Raw genomic sequence first — 17,433 nt, 5'->3', positions numbered from 1 at the left:
GCCTTGAAACCGCCTGCTCGAGCCCGATCGAGGGCACCGGAGCATTCTACCGCGCCTGCTTTCCGCGCCTATCGGAACGAGAAGCCGGGCGAAGCCCAGGCGGCAAAGGCGGACCGTACGATGCGGCTATCGGGCGCCCGGTTCAGGAAGGCGAAGCGTCAGACCGGGCCCGAGCCCTGGATTGCCACGACGCTCGAAAGCTTCTGGCGCTTCGACAGCACCGGCTTCTGGTAAGTCTTCTTCATATGTCACCCCTTTGCACAGGTTTCGCGCCCGCAACACGCAGCGCGAACGGGTTCCCGTCAAAGAACATTTGCGTGATCGACGTGCAATGGTGGCCCGCTATAACCGGAAGCGTAAGGCTGTGGCTGGCCGGCGAGATCCCGTGCGACCCAGATAGGGCGGGGGCTAACCGGCGTGCTGCAACCAATGGCGATCGAAGATGTCGAGGATGGCGCGGAACTCGGCCGGCGGAACCTGATGGACGCCGCCGTCGCTGCCCCCAAACAGGAATCGCGATAGCTGCCGGTCGACCTGCTCCGGCTGCTCGACGGAGACGCCCAGCCTCGCCAGATCCGCTGTTATCGACTGGTCGGGCTGCAGGTAACCGCCCCATTCGGCGGCCCCGGGGACCGGTTCGCGCAGGCGCACAATGAGGATCCTGGTCAGCGAGGGCTGCACCTCCGGGCCGATGATGGCCGTGCCGCACATAAAGCCGCCGAGCACGCTGCCTGGTTGCGACTGCGGGAACAGGCTTAGGAAGAACTGGGCATCGCCGCCGACCTCCCTGACATGCATGTACAGGCCGCGCTTTGCCGCCGTCACGGGGCCGCCAAGCATGAGCTGGCCGGTCGGCAACGCCTCGCTATAGTGGGCGGTGAGACCATGTACGCCCGGCGCTCCCTCGATCGACAGGCTGCCCCTGATCAGCTGGCCGCGATTGTAAGGCGACCAGGCGCGCGAATAGCAGGCATAGCTGCCGATGAGCGCGACGCCGCGAGCCCGGTCGTCATGTGAGGACGCCGTCTCGAACTGCTGCGCGGCGTGGCGTTCGAGATCGACCCTGTCGACGCCGTGGCGGGCGCACAGCGCCGCGGTGAAGCTTGGCAGGTCGCTTTCGGCGACCCACTTGCCGGGCTGCTCGAGCCGCAACAGCCTTGCCCAGTCCTCATAGACGCTCAGCTCGCGTGGGTTAGCCCTGCCCTGCAGCCACTTGTCGGCGCGGCCGAGGTCGAATGCGGTCCTGGGGTTGACGGCGCGGAACGCCGCCGCGAGGTCCTTGCGGGTCACAGTGCCGAGCAATGCCGACGTCAGCCGCAGTTTCTGCGCGATATGTTGTGCCATCGAACCCGCCCCCTCGGAACCCGTGCCCTCCGTCGAATCCGGTCTGCCCATGACCGGCTGCGGCTGCCCGCCGGCACGGCGTCGACTCGGGATGATACGCATCGCCGCGATGGTTCGCGCCGGACCTTCGTCCTCGGCCATACGTCCGGTTTTCCAACCTTCCACAGACCGATCTTGCTGGAATTCCAGAGAATTCCACACCCTTCCACACTGCCGGCCTTTGTCATCGGGCGGCCGACGCTAAGCTCACCGCGGGCTAGGGGCAGATCATTATCATGAAAAAGGCGCTGAATGCGGGATTGAGCACGTCATCCCTTCCTTCGTAAGCAAGCGACACGCTCGACTTTCGAGCAATCGCGGAACCCGACTCGCAGAGTCCGGGAACAACCGGACTTTTGAACCACCTCATCAGGAAGGAACCATCAGATGACCTCGACCGCCTCTTCGACGCTCACCTTCTTATTGTTTGGCGCGGGATGCGTCGCGCTGGCGCTGCTGTTCATGTACGCGCCGGAGGGAGAATTTCAGTCGAAATACGCCAGAGCGGCGCCGGCGGCGCAGGCCGCGCAGCCTACGCGCATCGACGTCGACAACGACGCGCACGCGATACGCTTCTACATCGACGGCAAGCAGGTCGCGCTGCTCGACGCGTCGGGGTTCAAGCAATGAGGCCGCAAAACCAGGAAAGGAAGCTGCCATGAGAATCGTCCTATCCGCGCTTTCTGTGCTTCTCCTCTCGGTTGCGCTGACGCAAGGCGCCGGGGCCAAGACGAAAGTCCTGACGACCGAGACAAATTCCGGCCACGAGAAGAACCGGCCGCAGCTCGATCAGACGGCAACCGGCGGCGTCGTGCCTTTGCCGGGCCAGACGCCGAAGACCGGGGATCCGGGCCAAGCCTATCCGCAGCCGCTCGACCTGCATTTCTAGAGCCATAGCGGCGAACACATGGCGGTCGGCCGTCCGGGATCGGCGAGGAAAGGCAATGGTCGAACGGCCCGGCCGACAGCCGCCGGGCCAGCCCGAGGGCTGTGGCCTAGCGCCGCCGGCGGGGCGGCGCGTGCCCCCGTGCGGATCGAAAGGGCGACGGTCTGCACAGCCAGGTGTCGACCCGGGCCCTCCCGGGTCCTTCTTCACATCCAACTCGTTCTTGACGAATGGACGGCGAACCGGAAAGCTTAGGCCATGGCGCCGCGATGGCGCGGCTGCGACGAGGGAGGCCATGCCATGCCGGGTGCCGACGAAAAGCTTGCCGCGCTCGGCATCGTGCTGCCGCCGCCCTTGAAACTTCCGCCGGGCATGGTGCTGCCCTTTCCCTGGGTGAATGTGCGCGGCGACCGCGCCTATATCTCCGGCCACGGGCCGCAGGAGCCGGACGGCTCCCCCGCCGGCCCGTTCGGCGCCGTCGGCGAGAGCGTGTCGCTGGACGAGGCGCGAGCGTCGGCCCGCAAGGTCGGGCTGTCGATGCTCGGCAGCCTGAAGCGTGAACTCGGCAGCCTTGACCGGATCACCGGCTGGTGCCGCGTGCACGGCATGGTCAATTCGGCCTTGCGCTTCATCGAAACGCCGGCGGTGATGAACGGCTTTTCGGAACTCATCCTCGAAGTCTTCGGACCGCAGATCGGCCGCCATGCCCGCACGGCCATCGGCGTCGCCGCCCTGCCCCTGAATTTCCCGGTCGAGATCGAGGCCGAAGTGATGGTTGGGCGGTGAGCCTCACCCTGGCTCCGGCGCAGCTTGACCAGGCCATGGTCGGCACGATAGGCGGGCGCCAGGCGGATATTCGCGGGATGCCCACGAATTTCCGCCTTAGACCCTTTGTTTTTCCGCCGGTTGTGATCGCAGAACCGCGGAACACTTCTGCAAAACCTGCTTATCCATCCAGCCAATGAAAGACCCGCCATGACGGACGCAATCGTTAAAGACAGCAACGGCACGCCGCTGAAGGATGGCGACTCCGTGACCCTGATCAAGGATCTCAAGGTCAAGGGCACGTCCGAGACGATCAAGCGCGGCACGCTGGTGAAGAACATCCGCCTCAACGGCAATGCCGGCGAGATCGAATGCAATACCAAGCAGGTGAAGGGCCTGGTGCTGAAGACGGAGTTCCTGAAGAAGGCGTGATCCGCGGGGCCAATCTCCCCTTATGTTGCACTGCGTTAGATTTGTTGCATTGCGATATCGGCGCCTAGGGCCGAACCTCTGCCGCAGGCGGGATACGAACGAACATTCAAGAGGTTCGTACTCGTGTCGGCATCGGCGCAGGATTTCCGACCCGACATCGAAGGGTTGCGGGCGGTGGCCGTGGCGGGTGTCGTGGCCTACCATTTCGGCCTTACGGCGCTGCCGGGCGGCTTCGCCGGCGTCGACATCTTCTTCGTCATCTCGGGTTATCTGATCACCCGCCATCTTGTCGCCGAGATATCCGACACCGGCCGGCTCGACCTCTTGCGCTTCTATGCAAGGCGCGCGCGGCGCCTGCTGCCGGCGGCGCTTTTCGTCATCGCCGCCACGCTTGCCGTCGGCGTGCTCATCCTGTCGCCGGAGGAACAGGCGCTTTATTCCAAGGGCGCGATGTTCGCCTCGGCCTATATGATCAATCTGTGGCTGATCCGCTGGTCGTTCGACTATTTCGCCAGTGACGCCACGAGCAACCCGTTCATCCATTACTGGTCGCTGTCGGTCGAGGAGCAGTTCTATCTCGCCTGGCCGGCGCTCCTGATGCTGGCTGCATGGTTGAGACCGGGCAGGCGCGGCTTCATGATCGCGATCGGCGTCGCCGGCTTCATCTCCTTCGTCCTCTGCGCCTGGCTGACGAGCGTATCGCAGCCTTGGGCCTTCTATTTCTCGCCGCTGCGCGCATGGGAATTTGCCGCCGGCGGCCTCGCATCGTTGGCGCCGGCGCGGCTGTTGCAGGAGCGTCCGCGGCTGGGGCGGGCGTCGAGCCTGGCCGGCCTGACGATGATCGGGGCCGCTTATCTCACCTTCAGCGAGGACGCTCCCTTCCCCGGCTTTCTGGCGCTTCTGCCGGTGGCCGGCACGGTCCTTCTGCTCAAGGCGGGAGCGGCCGGCGCCAGGGACGGCGGTTTGCGCAATTCCGAACCGAGTTGGGTGAACGCCGCCCTGGCGCTGCCACCGTTGCAGTGGATCGGCAGGCTCTCCTATTCGCTCTATCTCTGGCATTGGCCGGTCATCGTCTATGCCGGCATGCTGGCGCCGGAGCTGACGCCAGCCGAGCGGCTCTGTTGCCTCGCGCTGACGCTGGCGCTGTCGACGCTCAGCTACCATCTCATCGAGAACCCCACCCGTCGCAACGGCTGGCTGACGGCCAATGCGGCGCGGGCGCTGGTGCCGGCCCTCCTCCTGACCGGCACCGGCGTCGCAGCCGCCTATGGCAATGCCAGGCTTGCCGTGCGCGACCTCGATCCGCAGCAGCGCATCATCGCCGCGAGCGCGGCCGAGCCTTCCACCGCCCGCGCCAGGGCGGGCTGCGTGCAGGACTACGAGACGGTGACGCCGGCCCCTTGCGTGTTCGGCGACGGCCGGCGCTTCATCGCGCTGTTCGGCGACTCCCACGCCGACCATTGGTCGACGCCGCTGATCGAGGCGAGCCGCAAGAACGGCTACCGGGTGATGACCTGGCTGAAGAACTCCTGCCGCGCCTCGCGCATCAGCGTCTGGTCGTCCGAGCTCAAGCGGCCGTATGTGGAATGCGACCGCTGGCGCGAGCAGGCGATCGCCGAGATCATCAAGGCAAGGCCGGCGCTCGTGGTCATCTCGGAGCTGGCGCTGACCAGCGGGCGCAAGATGGCGGGTCGTGGCGGCGACACCGACAGCCAGGACGCAAACTGGCGGGCCGGCCTGCGCTCGACCCTCACCAGCCTCAGCAAGGCCGGGCTCAAGGTCGCCTTCATCCGCGACGTGCCGTTCAACAACGCCAATGTCGACACCTGCGTGGCGCGCGCTGTGGCGGGACGAAACACCTTCACGCTGCGACCAGTCGCGCGCCTATGCCGCCAACGACCAGATGGCGGCGGTGGAGCGCGACATCGTCGACAGCATCCCCAACGCCGCTTACGTCGACCTCACCGACCGTTTCTGCGGCGCCACCACCTGCCACGTCTTCATCGACGGCAAGCTCGCCTTCCGCGACCAGCACCATATGGCGACGCCCTTCGCGGAATCGCTGGAGCCGGAGGTGGAGAAAAGGGTGATTTCGAAGGTGGGGCGCTGAAGCAGCTTCAGCGCCGGCGCCCCTCACCCGACCACGACGACGAAATGCTTGGTCACCGGCTCGAGGATCTTCCAGGTGCCCTTGAAATTTGCCTCGACCACGAAGGCGTCGCCGGGGCCGACCTCGACCGGCTCGCCGCCGTCGGGCGTGATGACGATGCAGCCGGCGATCATGTGGACGAATTCATAGTCGGTATAGGTGGCGTGGTAGGTGCCAGGCGAGGCGCGCCAGGTGCCGGACATCACCTTGCCGTCCTCGCTGGTGTGCTGGACGGCGGTCTGCATGGTCGGCCTTCCCTCCACGACGACCCAGCCCGGCAGATCGCCGGCCTCGGCATGCTCGACGGCGCCGAATTTTAGAATGGTGGGTCTGGTCATTGCAGGCTCCTCGGTTTGCCGGGATTGGCAGGCCACCGCATAGCCGACGGGGGCATCGGTTGCACGCGGCGATGCGACAGAGAGAGGCGATGTGACGACGATTTGTAGTGCGGGCGGCCGAAGATTCACCTCAGCCGCATTCCCCATGAATCAAAAAGCCCGCCGGATGGCGGGCTTTCAGTCTCATGCCAGATCAAGCTGGGATGGAAGATGGTGGCCTTGCGGCGATGTCGCTCAGCTTTTCGCGCCTGACCAAAACAGGCTTCTCATAGACCTTCTTCATGGTGCCCCCCTTTCAAGGCTTCATCGGTTCGCTTGTGGACCTTACAACCACTGGAGGAGATCGGCTGTAACCCGCAAGCAACACTCGACCGACCGTCCATGCCATAGAGACAGCCTTTCGTCATCCCTGAAGGTGGCGAAGGCGCTGGCATGGGACATCGTTGTTTCGTTTCGGGACCAAATGCCTGGCACCCTTCTTGCACTGAAGAGATTGCCGGTGTCCTCCCGCCGGTCCTGATCGGGGGATCAGGTATAAATCTCGCCGGGCCTGTGGGCTTTGGGCATCAGGGTTAGGTCCGGCGAGTCTTTCTTTCTTGCGACTGGCGGCGCGCCGCCTTCACTCGGCGGCCTGCAACTGCTTCCTGCGCGCAGGCTGGCGGCGGCGGTGGGCGGCCTTCAGCGCAACGGCCGCCTTGCTGGAAAGCGCGCCGGTCACCGCGTCGACCATGCCGAAGGCGACGAAGTCGGCGTTGAGGGTCGCGGCCAGCTCGGCCGCCGCCGCCCTGTCGGCATTGCCGACCTCGGACCAGAAGACGATGCCGACGCGCAGCTTGCCCTTGAGGCGTTTCAGCCGCCGCACGATGAAGCGCGCATGCTGCGTGGACTGGCGGTTGAGGAAGCCGATGACGACGCAGTCGGCGCTTTCCAAGTCGAGATGGCGGACCGCCGAGGGTTCGAGGTCGGCAAAGCTCGCACGCGCCGCCGCGGCGCCCTGCACTTCCAGCACCTGCGCCAGCATGGCGGCGGCGGCATCGTCGAGCTCGCCGCGGCCGCCGGCGCAGATCACGCTGAAACCCGAGCCGTCGGGCAGGTCGACCTCTTCCTTGCCGCCGTCCTCGGGCCGGGCGTCGGCCGCCCTCTTCTCCGGCGCTTGCTCAGGCAGCTCGGACGGCTTTTCAAGCCCTTTCCCGGTCGCCTTGTCGGTCCCATTCTCCGGCGTCTTTGCGCCCTTGGCCTTGGCGTCCGCCACGGCGACCTGCTCGGCCTCTTCCTCCTCGGCCTCTTCCAGGGCGCTGTCGCCGAGATTGGCGACCAGCATCATGGCGCTGCCGGCGACCTGCCTGCGCTGTTCGCCTTCCATGACGCCACGCTCGCGGTCCTGCTCGCCGAGCAGCAATGCCGGGATCGCCACCTCGCCATAGAATTCGAACAGGTACTTGTCCTCCAATATCTCCTCGGCATGGTCGGTCGCCTCGTCCGGGTCGCCGGCCAGGAGCCGCTGATAGAGCCTGGCATGCGGCTCCAGCACCGGCTCGTTGCCGAACAGGACGTCCAGGAACTCGAACTGAGGCACGTGCCGGCCAAGCACGACCAGGCAGACGGTGAGCGGCGTCGACAGCACCAGGCCGATCGGCCCCCACAGCCAGGTCCAGAAGATCGCCGCCACGATGATGGCCAAGGGCGAGAGGCCGGTATGAGAACCATAGAGCCACGGCTCGACGACGTTGCCGGTGACAAGCTCGACGACGATGAAAAGCGTGGCCGTCCCCAGGAGCAGCGACCAGCCCGGCGCCACGGCGAGCGCCAGGAACAGCGGCAGCAGCGCGCCGATGACCGGGCCGATATAGGGCACGAAGCGCAGCGCCAGCGCTAGCAGGCCCCAAAGCAGCGCGTTGGGGATGCCGAGCACCCAGAGCCCGATGGTGATGGGGATGGCATAGATGGTGTTCACGACCAGTTGCATCAGCAGGTACTGGCCGACGCGCTTGCCGGCATCCTGCAGCGCTTGTGTCGTACGGTGCAGGTCGCCATAGCCGACGAGGCGGATGAAGCGGTCGCGCAGGTCCTCCCTCTCCATCAGCATGAAGATGACGACGATGATGACAAGGCCGGCCGAGCTCAGCGGGCTGATAAGCGTGCCGATCAGGTTCTGCAGCACCTCCAGCGGCTTTTCGTGCGAAACGACCTCGACCGGGATCGGATCACGCTTCGGTTGCCCGGAGGCCGAAGGCAGCTGCGGCTCCTGGCGATCGATCTCCTGGCCCACGCGTTCGATGACGCCGCCGAGGCGCGAGATGATGCCGCCGCCGAAACCATTCTCCTTGAGCGCGCGGACCTTGGTCAGGATGTTGATCTGGTAGACGGGGATGTTCTGCGCAAGATCGCTGACCTGGGTGGCGACGACGAAGGAGAACAGCGAGAGCGCGGCGAAGGCGCCGGCGACGCTGGCGATGACCGCCGCGATGCGCGGAACGCCGAGGCGCTTCAGCCAGGAAACGACAGGCGCGATGGCGAAGGTCAACAAAAGCGCGACGGCGATCGGCAAAAACACCTCGCGCCCGAAATAGAGCGCGGCAACCGTGGTGACCACGCTGGCCACCGTCGGCAGCACCGTTCGCGGATGGCCCCTGGAAGCAGCCAGCAGGCTCGCCAGCCTGGGCTCCGGCGCACCCACCCCGTTGTCACGATTGGCCGCCACCATCGAGCCTCCATGCTGCCTGACAATGATCAGAGACGTTTCGGATCACAGATATTCCGCGGACGTGCAACGCGCCGGGCGCCATTCAGTTGCGGATACGCTAATAAATACCTGAGCTTATAACCTTACGTAGAGAGAGCAATACGCCAAGCCGGGCGCCAGGCGTCTCGAGTCCAAAGGTGATGGGACGCCGGTGTCCGGGAACTTGAACGCCCCGAAACCGTTTCGTTGTCGAAGGGGCGTCCACCCAACCTCAAGGAGGCAGCGATGAAAAAGCTTCTGCTTGCTTCGATGATCGCCATCGCCTCGGCGTTCGCGATCGTGCCGGCCAGCGCCGGCGGCGTGCAGCTCGGTATCGGCATCGGCCCGGGCTATGATGACGGCTACTATAACGACGGTTATTACCCGCATCGCTATTACCGTCATGCCTACAATGACGGCTACTACAACGACGGTTACTACAATGGCGGCTATGTGGTGCGCTATCACCACCGCCATCACTGCCGCACCGAGCTGATAACGCACTGGCGCCATCACCACCGCGTGACGGAGGAAGTGCGCGTCTGCGGCAACGGCTACAACAACTACTAAGCCTGCATGATCGCGCGGGACGGTTATGCCGCCCCGCGCGATTCCTCCGGCAGTTTTGCCGCTCGCGCGATCACGTCGCAGTCAACTGTTGCTGAACGGGCGTGGCGGCGCAATTTTCCAGCGTGCCCGCGCGTTGTCATGGGTGAACCTTCAGGAGGAGGTTGTCATGACAAAGCTTATGTTTGCCGCGGCCGTCGCCCTCGCTTCGGCAATTGCCATCGTCGCGCCGGCCAAGGCCGGCAACGTATTCCTCGGTGGCAGTTACTTCGACTACGGCCCCTTCGGCGATTTCTACGACAGCTACAGTGATGCCCCGGTCTACGGCTCCTATTGGGGCGGCTCCTACCTCGATGACGGACCCGGCTACGGCCCGGCCTACGCCAACGAGGGCAGCAGCTATGTTCCCGCGCCGAATGCCGTGCACGCCCGCCGACATTGCCGGATCGAAACGGTGAGGACCCGCAGCCATGACCACCGGTTCATGCGCCAGGTGCGCGTCTGCGGCTAGCCGTACGCGTTGCCGGAGAGCAGGCGCGGCTTCACATTCCGGTGATTTTTCGCGAGATCCACGGCCGATGGCAGCTTTTCGGCCCGCAAAGCGTTGTCATTGCGAACCTTCAGGAGGAGGTTTCCCATGAAAAAGCTTCTCTTTGCTTCGTTGATCGCAGTGGCGTCGGCGGCGGCAACTGTCGCGCCGGCAGATGCGCATGGCTTCCTCGGTCTCGGTTTTGGACCGTTCGGCGGCTATCCGTTCTATGGCGGGCCGTTCTACGGGGGCCCGGTCTATGAGGGCGCGTTCTACGATTATGGCGGCCGCTATTACGGCCCGCGCTACTATGAAGACGATTATCCCGGTTACGTGGTCCGCTATCCGCACCACCGGTACTACCGGTACTACAGGCATCACCGGCATTACTACGTCCATCACCGGTACCATCACCATCATAGGCACCACCACAGATACTACAGGTACTAGGCGGCGGACCTGGCCGGCGGCTCGACTGGCCGATCTCCCTCCTTGCGGGGGAGATCGGCCAGTCATGCGCCTTGCAAATCCCCGCCAAGATGCCATCTAACTCACCGGCATCCGGGAGAATCACGTGACGCAGCGAAGCGGCAGCGCCGACCTGCCGCTGCATGGCGGGCGGGTTCCGAAATGGCTGGGCGAGCGCATGACGAAGCTCGGCGCGGTGCTGTGCGAGGCCATCATCCACCATTACGGCCGCGACGAGCTTTTGCGGCGGCTCGCGCATCCCTTCTGGTTCCAGTCCTTCGGCGCCGTGATGGGCATGGACTGGCATTCTTCCGGCATCACCACTTCCGTCATCGGCGCGCTGAAACGCGGGCTGAACCCGATGTCCCGCGAGCTCGGCATCCATGTCTGCGGCGGGCGCGGCGCGCATTCGCGCAAGACGCCGGGCGAATTGCTGGCCATCGGCGAGCGCGTCGGCCTCGACGGCGGTGCGCTGGCCACCGCCAGCCGGCTGGTGGCCAAGGTGGACAGCGCCGCCGTGCAGGACGGCTACGACCTCTATCTGCACGGCTTCATCGTTTCCGATGACGGGCGCTGGGTGGTGGTGCAGCAAGGCATGAACGGCGACGCCCGCCAAGCGCGCCGCTACCACTGGCTGTCGGAAGGCTTGACCAGCTTCGTCGACCAGCCGCATGCGGCGATCGAGGGCGAGCGCCAGGGCGAGATCGTCAACCTCACCGACCGGCGCGCCGAAAAAGCGCGCGGCAGCCAGGTCGAGCTGCTCAAGACCATGAGCCCGGAAAAGATCCTGAGCGAGCTGGCCGTGCTGGAACCGCGGCCCGAACCGGAACCCGCCGCGCAGCCGCTGCTGCCCAACCTCATCATGCCCGCGCATCACGATGTGCGCGAGAGCGACATCGTCATGCGCCGCCTGCACGGCAACATCGCCTCGGCCATCGAAAGCGGCCCGAAGGATTTTCCCGAGCTGCTGCTCGTCCCCGGCGTCGGCCCGCGCACGGTGCGGGCGCTGGCCATGGTCTCCGAAGTGGTGCACGGCGCGCCCTACCGCTTCTCCGATCCGGCGCGCTTCTCCCTCGCCCACGGCGGCAAGGACCGCCACCCCTTCCCCGTGCCGCTGAAGGTCTATGACGAGACGATTGCGGTGCTGAAATCGGCGGTGGGGAAGGCCAGGCTCGGGCGGAGCGAGGAGTTGGAGGCGCTGAGAAGGCTGGACGGCGAGTCACGCCGGATGGAGCGGTATGTGACAGGGCCGAGTTTGAAGGAGATTGTTGCGGGGGAAATGGACCAGTCGCATTTGCTGGGCGGTAGGAGCGTGTTTGGGTGGGAGGGGGTGCCGGGGAGCGCGGAGCCGAAGCTACTGAAGAAAAGCAACTGAACAGGGCTATCAATGCATCTACGGAATACGGTTCAGCATCGTTAGGTCAGTGTACGGTTGCGGCTTCATTGCCGACGACGACACGCGCAATTCGTTGAATCGTGTCAGTCGGGCTACTCCTATATCGCGGTGCTGCGTCGAGGCGGTTGTCCGCTTGTAGACGTACTTTCTGGCTCACAGACGTTTCGGTTTCCAAGACAGCTATTACCGACAATGGGACGTGTCGTTCGCTGTCCGCGATCACTCGCAAGAGCATGGCCTGCCATAGTTTCGCGTCGTTGGTTGCGATGAACAACGCCACTGGATCGCGATTGTTTGGATAGAAAACCATGTCCGGTATCACATCGGCCAAGTCGGCAGAAACCGGTTGACCTTCGACATAGCGGATATGGCGCCTATCCATCTCGTCCCTGATCGCCGCCCTTATATCATCCTCGAACGCATTCTTTACACGTTCGACCGTCAAGAGAATCAGATCGTTCAGGCGAAGGAGCAACGCTGAAAATTCGAGGACAGCTTTAGGCAGGTCGGCTTCAGCTATGCCGTCAATAGATATCTCTCCCATCTCCTCGTCGTAGACCGCACCGTGCTGCTCTAAAATCTGCGATAGCGCCTCTCTCCTGCTGGTAGCATCCATCGTCGCGCCTTCCGCTTCCAGAAACGCAATCGTGAGAGCGTTGTCGACAAGGCGGTATACGCCGGCCTTCGGGCCGAGTGCGTATATGCCGATTAGGTCTCCAGAAACGAAGTTTTTGTACGGCGTGCAAATAGCTACGCCGCCGCTAAAGGCGGTTACCTGGACGTCCTCGCAGAACGCCCTGCATATTTGCTCCTTCAAGCCCATGGCATCGCATCTATCACAAACATGTCGTGTTGGTGGTCTATGCCGACAAGACTGCACGCAATCGCCGAAGCGATCTTATCAGTCATAGCATGCCCATCGTTAAGCATTTTCATGTGGCGATGGTAGGACCGCGGATCAGGAATGCGCCTGGTTCCCGACGGTTTTATGATACCTGCTGACAAGTTGTCGGTGTCACCACAAACTGTATGAACATGCCAGCCGCCATGGGTCGCATGAAATTCCCACCTCGCCAAAATTCGGATATCCCCACCGACTTCCTCGCCCAGTGTGGCGATAAACTCTGGAACAACGGTGTGATAGGCGACAAGCACCCTGTAGTTGCGCCCCTTGGCGGTGAAGCCAATCGTCTGCCATCGGTAGCGACGGGTAAGTGGGTAGGCTTTCCCTCTCTTTTTACTGAGAGGGAAGTCCTTTGTTTTTAGCTTCTCGTCGCTCCATAGCGAGAACGCGACGTTTGCTTTTCCTAGTTTGATTACCCATGTCACCCGCATGACTGTATTCTATGCGGATTCTCTGCGTTTCATGCAATGGCGACTCTGTCGAATGGAGCATAACTTCGTCGCGCACATAAACGGGATGAAATTCCCCTCGCTCCCAAAAGGGTATTACCCCGCCCGCCTTCCCATCATCATCCCGTAATGCACTGCCAACAAATCCAGCCCGACCTTCAGCAGCTTCACCACCACATCCCTTCCCTCGCCGCTGCGTTCGGCGATGGCCTTCACCGACTGGCCTTCGAGGCAGGTCTTGCGCACCACTTCCGACAACTCCCAATGGGCAAGTGCGGCCGCTGCATGAGCATATGCCCGGCCAGACGAGAGCACGCGGTCGGGGACGCCGCCGCCCACCCGGCTGGCGTCGACGCGCTCGCTCCAGGATTGCGGTTGAAGGCCGTGGCGCTCGGCGCGCTCGAAATCGTCGCGAAAGCGCTGGCCTGCCTCGCGTTGCTGGCGCGTCAGCGAGGTGATGCCCTTCAGCGGATCGACATTGCGCAGGCGCACGATACCGCCGGTGGAAGTGTAGCCGCCGTTCGAGACTTCGTAGACGCGGCGCGCCTCGGCGGTGCCGGGCGTCAGGCGGTGGCGGCCGAAGGCGTCCGGCTTCAACGCGAAATCGTGGCCGAGCTCGCGGCGGATGCGCACCTGCTCGGCCTCGCCCTTGGGGAGTTTCGGGGGTTGCGGTTTCTTGGCGGTCTTGCGGGGCATGGGTACGGTCCTTGGGTTGCGGGATGGGTGGCTAACGGGAGAGGCTGAGTTCCTGTCCCGCCAGCGTTTCAGTCATTGTCGGCGGCGCTCCCCCTCTCCGTCGCGGCTTCGCCGCGCTCCCCCGCATAGCGGGGGCGAGGAACTCGCGCCCGGTTGCCCGCCCCTTTTCGCCGTCAGCTCCCGCATCAGCCTTCTCTCCCGCACTTCGATGGAAAGCTGGGCGCTGGAGGGGCAGAACTGGGCGTTGGCCATCTTGGCCTCGCCGCGGATGAAGCGCCGGATCGCCGCCTCGACGTCCTCGAGCTCGGCATCCTGCACGGCGGCCAGGTAGCCGCGCAGCTGCATCTCGACGTCAGCCAGCGCGGATTGCGGGAAGCAGGAAAACATCGCGGCCAGCGCCTTCGCCGCCTGCTGCAATTCGGCTGCGGTCATTGATCTCCTCGATGATTTTATTGGCGGCATCGACATGCGTCTTGCGCCGCTGCCATTTCTGTCCGGCTGCCGATCCTGAAGCGGCTTTTCCGGTCTTGTCCGGCGAAGCCGGGCAAGAAAAAGCCGGGGCTTTTTCTTCCGATGGATCGATGGCCTGTGGACTCTGGGAGTCTGGACTCTGGGTTTTATGCTCCGCCTTAACCCCTACCCTTGCCCGCCGCTTATCCGAAGGCGAAAAAGCCCTTTCCTTCGAAAGGCTTGGGTTGCCGCCCTTCAAGCCGTTCTTGCGGGCTGCGCGCGCCTTGCGGGCATCGGCGATCATGCGCCTGGAATAGATGCGGCCGTGGCGGTCGCGCGAGAAGACGCGGTTGCCCTCGAGCTCGGCAAGTAGCGCGCCAAGCTCGGTCTCCGCGCAGCCGGCAAGGCGCGCGAGCGCCGCCTCGTCCAGCCCCTTGCCGGCGATGGCGACGTAGCCGATCGGCTCGTGCGCCGAGGCAATGCACAGCATGCGCATCCACAGGCCTTGCGCCGCGAGAGAGCACAGCCGCAGGTTCGGATCGGACTCCCAGTCCGACCAGAAGAATTTCGACCAGATCGTGCCGCTCATGAAAATGAGCCCGCATGAGCGGCCTGACGGCGGCGATTGGCTGATCTCCCCCCTTGTGGGGGGTGAGGAGTGGTCCACGAAGCGGACGCAAAGCCAATTGCTTGGCTTTGCGAACGACGAACGCCCGAAGCGACAGCGAAGGGCCGGGCAGGCCGGCAGGCCAGAGGGGGGCGCTGTCCCGCCAGCCTATCGGCGTTTGGGATTCTTACCCCGCCACAACAAACCATAGCGAAAGGCAGTTCTGAGACCTCGCGTTCCTTCGCGCCCCCCTCTGCCCTGCCGGGCATCTCCCCCACAAGGGGGGAGATTGGCAGTTCCGGCGCCCCGCTCCTCACATCCCCCTCCCGCGATGGCCGTGGAACCTGGCGTGATGATGCGCGCAGTAGCTTCGCGTGGCCGAGGTCGGCAGGCCGCAGCACAGCATCTCCGGCCCCGGCCGCGCGCCCAGCGGATCCGTCTCCGGTTCCTCGCGCAGCGCGAGGTCGAGCGGGGCGCGGCAGCGGCCGAACAGGCAATCGAGGAAGCGCATGGCCGCCACATGCGGCTGGCGGCCGGGGTTCACCGGAGGCGGCGGCGCCGGGAGCTTGTAGAGATGCGCTTCGGATTTCTGGCGCTCGCCGGGGGCAAGCCAGGCCGGCGGCAAGGCGCGCGCGGGTTTTCGGGCCTTGGTTTTCTTGGACTTGGGTGTGTGCACGGTGACGACGTCCGGACTCACCAAGGTGCCATAATCGGAAACGTCGGCGGGACAGCGCCCCCCTCTGGCCTGCCGGCCATCTCCCCCACTTGGGGGGAGATTGGCAGTTTCCGCGCCGGCGCCTTCTACAAGCTCGGCGTATCTTGCGAGCGTTGCCGGTTCCGACAGCGCCACCCCTCCAATCACCGTCCTGCCCCGTCGGCCTGGACGATCCGGCCGGGCATGTTTCCTCGGCCTGCCGCCGGCGCGGCCGCCCTTGGGGTTGGCGAAGCCGATCGCCCGCAGGCCGGCATTGCGGTGGACGATGCCGATGATGGCGTTGCGCGAGACCGGGGCGCCGCGCAGCGCGCTGAAGCGGCCGGCGATGCGCGAGGCCGAAAGCCCCTCCTTCAGCCAGGCGGCGATCTCGTCGATTTCCTTCTCGGTGTAGGCGGCTGCCATCTTCTCATTCCGTCGATTGCTGGGTCATGGGCATGCGAAAGCGCCGGGCTGGCCCCAAGCGCCTGGGTTCGGCCGCGAGGCCGTCGGTCGGGTTCAAAAAGGGTGGGATCAGGCGGGGCGCGCGGCCCCTTCCAACTCGCGAAGCCTGGCTTCGGCCGCGGCCCGCGTCAGGCCCGACACCGCGCGGCCCGACGCGCGGTCGAACAGGATGACGGTGCCGTCCTCGGTGCGGATGCAGCTTATGCCCGGATTGGGGGCCGGAGCCGGGGGAGAAACGGCTCCGGCCGTTCCGGTGAACCGGGGTGCGGGCGGTTCGACCGGAATCCGGGGCAAGCGCCCCGGAACGCGCCCGGACCGGGGAGGAGGACAGTCCGGACGATTGGAATTCCAAAGATGACTTGAATTGGAAGGACCGGGGGAACGCGTTCATGCCGCCTCCCCTTGCATGGCGGCCGCCCGTTGCATTGCGGCGCGGCCGGCCAGCCATTCGTAGCTGACGCCGGCAATGCCCAGCCGGCGGCTCGCCGCCACCACATGCGGCCAATGCTGCGGCGCGATGCGGCCGCGCCGGCGCATCTGGCGCGCCGCCTCGTAGCCGCAGCCGATATCGGCGGCGAAAGCGCCGATGCTGCCCCAGCGATCGATAAGCCCCGAGATGCTCGTGGGCAGCCCCGAGATGCTCGTGGGCAGCCCCGAGATGCTCGTGGGCAGCCCCGAGATGCTCGCGGGCAGAGCCGAGACAGTCTTCGGCAGGGCCGGGATGCCGGCGGGCTGCGCGGGAATCACGAGGAATGCGGAAATGCTTGCGGGATGCTCATTCATGCGCTAAGCGTACGTTATGTACGAATAGCGCGCAAGCGAAATCGTACACTTTGGACGATAGATTTCAGGCATTTTGTACGATGATGGATTCCCGGCACAGATTGCAGCAGGCGCGCGCCCAGGCCGGCTATGCCACGCCCAGCGATGCCGCGCGGGCGCTGCGCGACATCAACAAGAACACCCTGATCAGCCACGAGAACGGCAACCGGCCGTTGTCGCGCAAAGCGGCGGAAAAATATGGCCGGCTGTTCGGCGTCGACCCCGGCTGGCTGCTGTTCGATGGCGACGGCGCGGAGGCCGCGCCTGTGCACGTCGCCCCCTCGCCCGTCACCGTCGACGTGCCGATCGTGTCTTGGATTAGCGCCGGCGAGCTCGGCAGCCAGGACAGCGTCGTCAACCTTTCCGACTATCCCACGATCCCCACCGCCGACCTCGAGGAAGGCGAATGGATCGCGCTGCGCGTCGACGGCCCGTCGATGAACAAGATCTCGCCGCCGGACTCGATCATCTTCGTCAATTTGCGCGACAAGCGGCTGGTGACCAATGGCTGCTACGTGATTTCGGACGAGACGGGACGCGCCACCTACAAGCGCTACCGCCCCAACGACAATCCGCCCTTCCAGCCGGCGTCCTATCTCGATATCCCGCCGCCTGAGCTCGAGGGCGCGATCACCATCATCGGGCGGGTGAGACGGTCGATCATCGACATGTGAGGCCCGGCTTTCCTGCGAGGGCGACAAGTTTTTTCAACTT

20 protein-coding genes and 1 pseudogene are annotated in these 17,433 nt (G+C 64.8%); 10 read left to right on the top strand and 11 right to left on the bottom strand.

All coding sequences use genetic code 11. The features are described from left to right. Window positions 1-408: 408 nt before the first annotated feature. Complete coding sequence (locus ACR64R_RS05120; protein ID WP_487360602.1) at window positions 409-1,344, bottom strand: hypothetical protein; 936 nt, start codon at window positions 1,342-1,344, stop codon at window positions 409-411. A gap of 426 nt (window positions 1,345-1,770) precedes the next feature. Between ACR64R_RS05120 and ACR64R_RS05115 the strand changes: the two genes are divergently transcribed. The 5 genes and pseudogenes from ACR64R_RS05115 to ACR64R_RS05095 all read left to right on the top strand — a co-directional run bounded on the left by ACR64R_RS05115 (window position 1,771) and on the right by ACR64R_RS05095 (window position 5,576). Next, on the top strand, window positions 1,771-2,013 hold the full coding sequence (locus tag ACR64R_RS05115) for a hypothetical protein (RefSeq protein ID WP_487360601.1): 243 nt from the start codon (window positions 1,771-1,773) through the stop codon (window positions 2,011-2,013). 28 nt (window positions 2,014-2,041) lie between these two features. Continuing rightward, window positions 2,042-2,272 carry a hypothetical protein gene (locus ACR64R_RS05110; RefSeq protein WP_487360600.1) on the top strand — a complete coding sequence of 77 codons (231 nt, stop codon included), beginning with the start codon at window positions 2,042-2,044 and terminating at the stop codon, window positions 2,270-2,272. 297 nt (window positions 2,273-2,569) lie between these two features. Next, window positions 2,570-3,055: a RidA family protein gene (locus ACR64R_RS05105; protein WP_487360599.1), complete on the top strand. Its 486-nt coding sequence runs from the start codon at window positions 2,570-2,572 to the stop codon at window positions 3,053-3,055. Window positions 3,056-3,244: 189 nt separating this feature from the next. Next, window positions 3,245-3,466 carry an alkylphosphonate utilization protein gene (locus tag ACR64R_RS05100; RefSeq protein ID WP_487360598.1) on the top strand — a complete coding sequence of 74 codons (222 nt, stop codon included), beginning with the start codon at window positions 3,245-3,247 and terminating at the stop codon, window positions 3,464-3,466. Between the two features lie 123 nt (window positions 3,467-3,589). Further along, a pseudogene (locus tag ACR64R_RS05095) lies at window positions 3,590-5,576 on the top strand (acyltransferase family protein). A gap of 23 nt (window positions 5,577-5,599) precedes the next feature. Here the strand turns inward: ACR64R_RS05095 and ACR64R_RS05090 are convergent. Next, complete coding sequence (locus ACR64R_RS05090) at window positions 5,600-5,953, bottom strand: cupin domain-containing protein (protein ID WP_487360597.1); 354 nt, start codon at window positions 5,951-5,953, stop codon at window positions 5,600-5,602. A 619-nt stretch (window positions 5,954-6,572) separates the two neighbouring features. Further along, entirely contained in the window at window positions 6,573-8,657 is a 2,085-nt protein-coding gene (locus ACR64R_RS05085; RefSeq protein ID WP_487360596.1) for an AI-2E family transporter, read from the bottom strand. 264 nt (window positions 8,658-8,921) lie between these two features. Here ACR64R_RS05085 and ACR64R_RS05080 point away from each other — a divergent pair, with 264 nt between their 5' ends. Beyond that, window positions 8,922-9,245 carry a hypothetical protein gene (locus ACR64R_RS05080; protein ID WP_487360595.1) on the top strand — a complete coding sequence of 108 codons (324 nt, stop codon included), beginning with the start codon at window positions 8,922-8,924 and terminating at the stop codon, window positions 9,243-9,245. A 166-nt stretch (window positions 9,246-9,411) separates the two neighbouring features. Continuing rightward, on the top strand, window positions 9,412-9,753 hold the full coding sequence (locus ACR64R_RS05075; RefSeq protein ID WP_487360594.1) for a hypothetical protein: 342 nt from the start codon (window positions 9,412-9,414) through the stop codon (window positions 9,751-9,753). Here the strand turns inward: ACR64R_RS05075 and ACR64R_RS05070 are convergent. Continuing rightward, window positions 9,750-9,881, bottom strand: coding sequence for a hypothetical protein (locus ACR64R_RS05070; RefSeq protein ID WP_487360593.1), 132 nt, complete (start codon window positions 9,879-9,881; stop codon window positions 9,750-9,752). The genes ACR64R_RS05075 and ACR64R_RS05070 overlap by 4 nt on opposite strands. Here ACR64R_RS05070 and ACR64R_RS05065 point away from each other — a divergent pair. Together ACR64R_RS05065 and ACR64R_RS05060 are read left to right on the top strand one after the other, a co-directional pair. Then, a complete protein-coding gene (locus tag ACR64R_RS05065) occupies window positions 9,880-10,221 on the top strand; it encodes a hypothetical protein (RefSeq protein WP_487360592.1) in 342 nt (113 codons plus the stop codon). The genes ACR64R_RS05070 and ACR64R_RS05065 overlap by 2 nt on opposite strands. Before the next feature lie 124 nt (window positions 10,222-10,345). Next, window positions 10,346-11,614: a DUF763 domain-containing protein gene (locus ACR64R_RS05060; protein ID WP_487360591.1), complete on the top strand. Its 1,269-nt coding sequence runs from the start codon at window positions 10,346-10,348 to the stop codon at window positions 11,612-11,614. 46 nt (window positions 11,615-11,660) lie between these two features. Here the strand turns inward: ACR64R_RS05060 and ACR64R_RS05055 are convergent, their stop codons facing one another. From ACR64R_RS05055 to ACR64R_RS05025, 7 genes are all read right to left on the bottom strand, one after another. Beyond that, the gene (locus tag ACR64R_RS05055; protein ID WP_487360590.1) at window positions 11,661-12,458 is read right to left on the bottom strand and encodes a DUF1828 domain-containing protein; all 798 of its coding nucleotides are present in this window, start codon (window positions 12,456-12,458) and stop codon (window positions 11,661-11,663) included. After that, window positions 12,449-12,970, bottom strand: a complete 522-nt coding sequence (locus ACR64R_RS05050) for a hypothetical protein (protein ID WP_487360589.1) — start codon at window positions 12,968-12,970, stop codon at window positions 12,449-12,451. Before ACR64R_RS05050 ends, ACR64R_RS05055 begins: the two co-directional genes overlap by 10 nt. A 114-nt stretch (window positions 12,971-13,084) precedes the next feature. Beyond that, the gene (locus ACR64R_RS05045; protein ID WP_487360588.1) at window positions 13,085-13,684 is read right to left on the bottom strand and encodes a DUF6456 domain-containing protein; all 600 of its coding nucleotides are present in this window, start codon (window positions 13,682-13,684) and stop codon (window positions 13,085-13,087) included. Between the two features lie 72 nt (window positions 13,685-13,756). Continuing rightward, window positions 13,757-14,116 carry a hypothetical protein gene (locus ACR64R_RS05040; RefSeq protein WP_487360587.1) on the bottom strand — a complete coding sequence of 120 codons (360 nt, stop codon included), beginning with the start codon at window positions 14,114-14,116 and terminating at the stop codon, window positions 13,757-13,759. Next, window positions 14,037-14,723: a hypothetical protein gene (locus ACR64R_RS05035; protein WP_487360586.1), complete on the bottom strand. Its 687-nt coding sequence runs from the start codon at window positions 14,721-14,723 to the stop codon at window positions 14,037-14,039. Before ACR64R_RS05035 ends, ACR64R_RS05040 begins: the two co-directional genes overlap by 80 nt. 331 nt (window positions 14,724-15,054) lie before the next feature. Then, window positions 15,055-15,858, bottom strand: a complete 804-nt coding sequence (locus ACR64R_RS05030; protein ID WP_487360585.1) for a GcrA cell cycle regulator — start codon at window positions 15,856-15,858, stop codon at window positions 15,055-15,057. Between the two features lie 426 nt (window positions 15,859-16,284). Then, window positions 16,285-16,680 (bottom strand): hypothetical protein, encoded by a 396-nt coding sequence (locus ACR64R_RS05025; RefSeq protein WP_487360584.1) that lies wholly within the window; start codon window positions 16,678-16,680, stop codon window positions 16,285-16,287. A gap of 80 nt (window positions 16,681-16,760) precedes the next feature. Between ACR64R_RS05025 and ACR64R_RS05020 the strand changes: the two genes are divergently transcribed. Beyond that, the gene (locus tag ACR64R_RS05020) at window positions 16,761-17,393 is read left to right on the top strand and encodes a LexA family transcriptional regulator (protein WP_487360583.1); all 633 of its coding nucleotides are present in this window, start codon (window positions 16,761-16,763) and stop codon (window positions 17,391-17,393) included. Window positions 17,394-17,433: the final 40 nt, after the last annotated feature.

The sequence above is a fragment of the Mesorhizobium sp. MC2-1-1 genome, from assembly GCF_057597255.1.
This window is presented reverse-complemented; position numbering and strand designations above follow the sequence as displayed.

Bases quoted from the DNA above. Each gene is read 5' to 3' on its own strand.
- ACR64R_RS05120 (WP_487360602.1), bottom strand. From the start codon at position 1,344: ATGGCACAACATATCGCGCAGAAACTGCGGCTGACGTCGGCATTGCTC.
- ACR64R_RS05115 (WP_487360601.1), top strand. From the start codon at position 1,771: ATGACCTCGACCGCCTCTTCGACGCTCACCTTCTTATTGTTTGGCGCG.
- ACR64R_RS05110 (WP_487360600.1), top strand. From the start codon at position 2,042: ATGAGAATCGTCCTATCCGCGCTTTCTGTGCTTCTCCTCTCGGTTGCG.
- ACR64R_RS05105 (WP_487360599.1), top strand. From the start codon at position 2,570: ATGCCGGGTGCCGACGAAAAGCTTGCCGCGCTCGGCATCGTGCTGCCG.
- ACR64R_RS05100 (WP_487360598.1), top strand. From the start codon at position 3,245: ATGACGGACGCAATCGTTAAAGACAGCAACGGCACGCCGCTGAAGGAT.
- ACR64R_RS05090 (WP_487360597.1), bottom strand. From the start codon at position 5,953: ATGACCAGACCCACCATTCTAAAATTCGGCGCCGTCGAGCATGCCGAG.
- ACR64R_RS05085 (WP_487360596.1), bottom strand. From the start codon at position 8,657: ATGGTGGCGGCCAATCGTGACAACGGGGTGGGTGCGCCGGAGCCCAGG.
- ACR64R_RS05080 (WP_487360595.1), top strand. From the start codon at position 8,922: ATGAAAAAGCTTCTGCTTGCTTCGATGATCGCCATCGCCTCGGCGTTC.
- ACR64R_RS05075 (WP_487360594.1), top strand. From the start codon at position 9,412: ATGACAAAGCTTATGTTTGCCGCGGCCGTCGCCCTCGCTTCGGCAATT.
- ACR64R_RS05065 (WP_487360592.1), top strand. From the start codon at position 9,880: ATGAAAAAGCTTCTCTTTGCTTCGTTGATCGCAGTGGCGTCGGCGGCG.
- ACR64R_RS05070 (WP_487360593.1), bottom strand. From the start codon at position 9,881: ATGGGAAACCTCCTCCTGAAGGTTCGCAATGACAACGCTTTGCGGGCC.
- ACR64R_RS05055 (WP_487360590.1), bottom strand. From the start codon at position 12,458: ATGGGCTTGAAGGAGCAAATATGCAGGGCGTTCTGCGAGGACGTCCAG.
- ACR64R_RS05050 (WP_487360589.1), bottom strand. From the start codon at position 12,970: ATGCGGGTGACATGGGTAATCAAACTAGGAAAAGCAAACGTCGCGTTC.
- ACR64R_RS05045 (WP_487360588.1), bottom strand. From the start codon at position 13,684: ATGCCCCGCAAGACCGCCAAGAAACCGCAACCCCCGAAACTCCCCAAG.
- ACR64R_RS05040 (WP_487360587.1), bottom strand. From the start codon at position 14,116: ATGACCGCAGCCGAATTGCAGCAGGCGGCGAAGGCGCTGGCCGCGATG.
- ACR64R_RS05035 (WP_487360586.1), bottom strand. From the start codon at position 14,723: ATGAGCGGCACGATCTGGTCGAAATTCTTCTGGTCGGACTGGGAGTCC.
- ACR64R_RS05030 (WP_487360585.1), bottom strand. From the start codon at position 15,858: ATGGCAGCCGCCTACACCGAGAAGGAAATCGACGAGATCGCCGCCTGG.
- ACR64R_RS05025 (WP_487360584.1), bottom strand. From the start codon at position 16,680: ATGAATGAGCATCCCGCAAGCATTTCCGCATTCCTCGTGATTCCCGCG.
- ACR64R_RS05020 (WP_487360583.1), top strand. From the start codon at position 16,761: ATGATGGATTCCCGGCACAGATTGCAGCAGGCGCGCGCCCAGGCCGGC.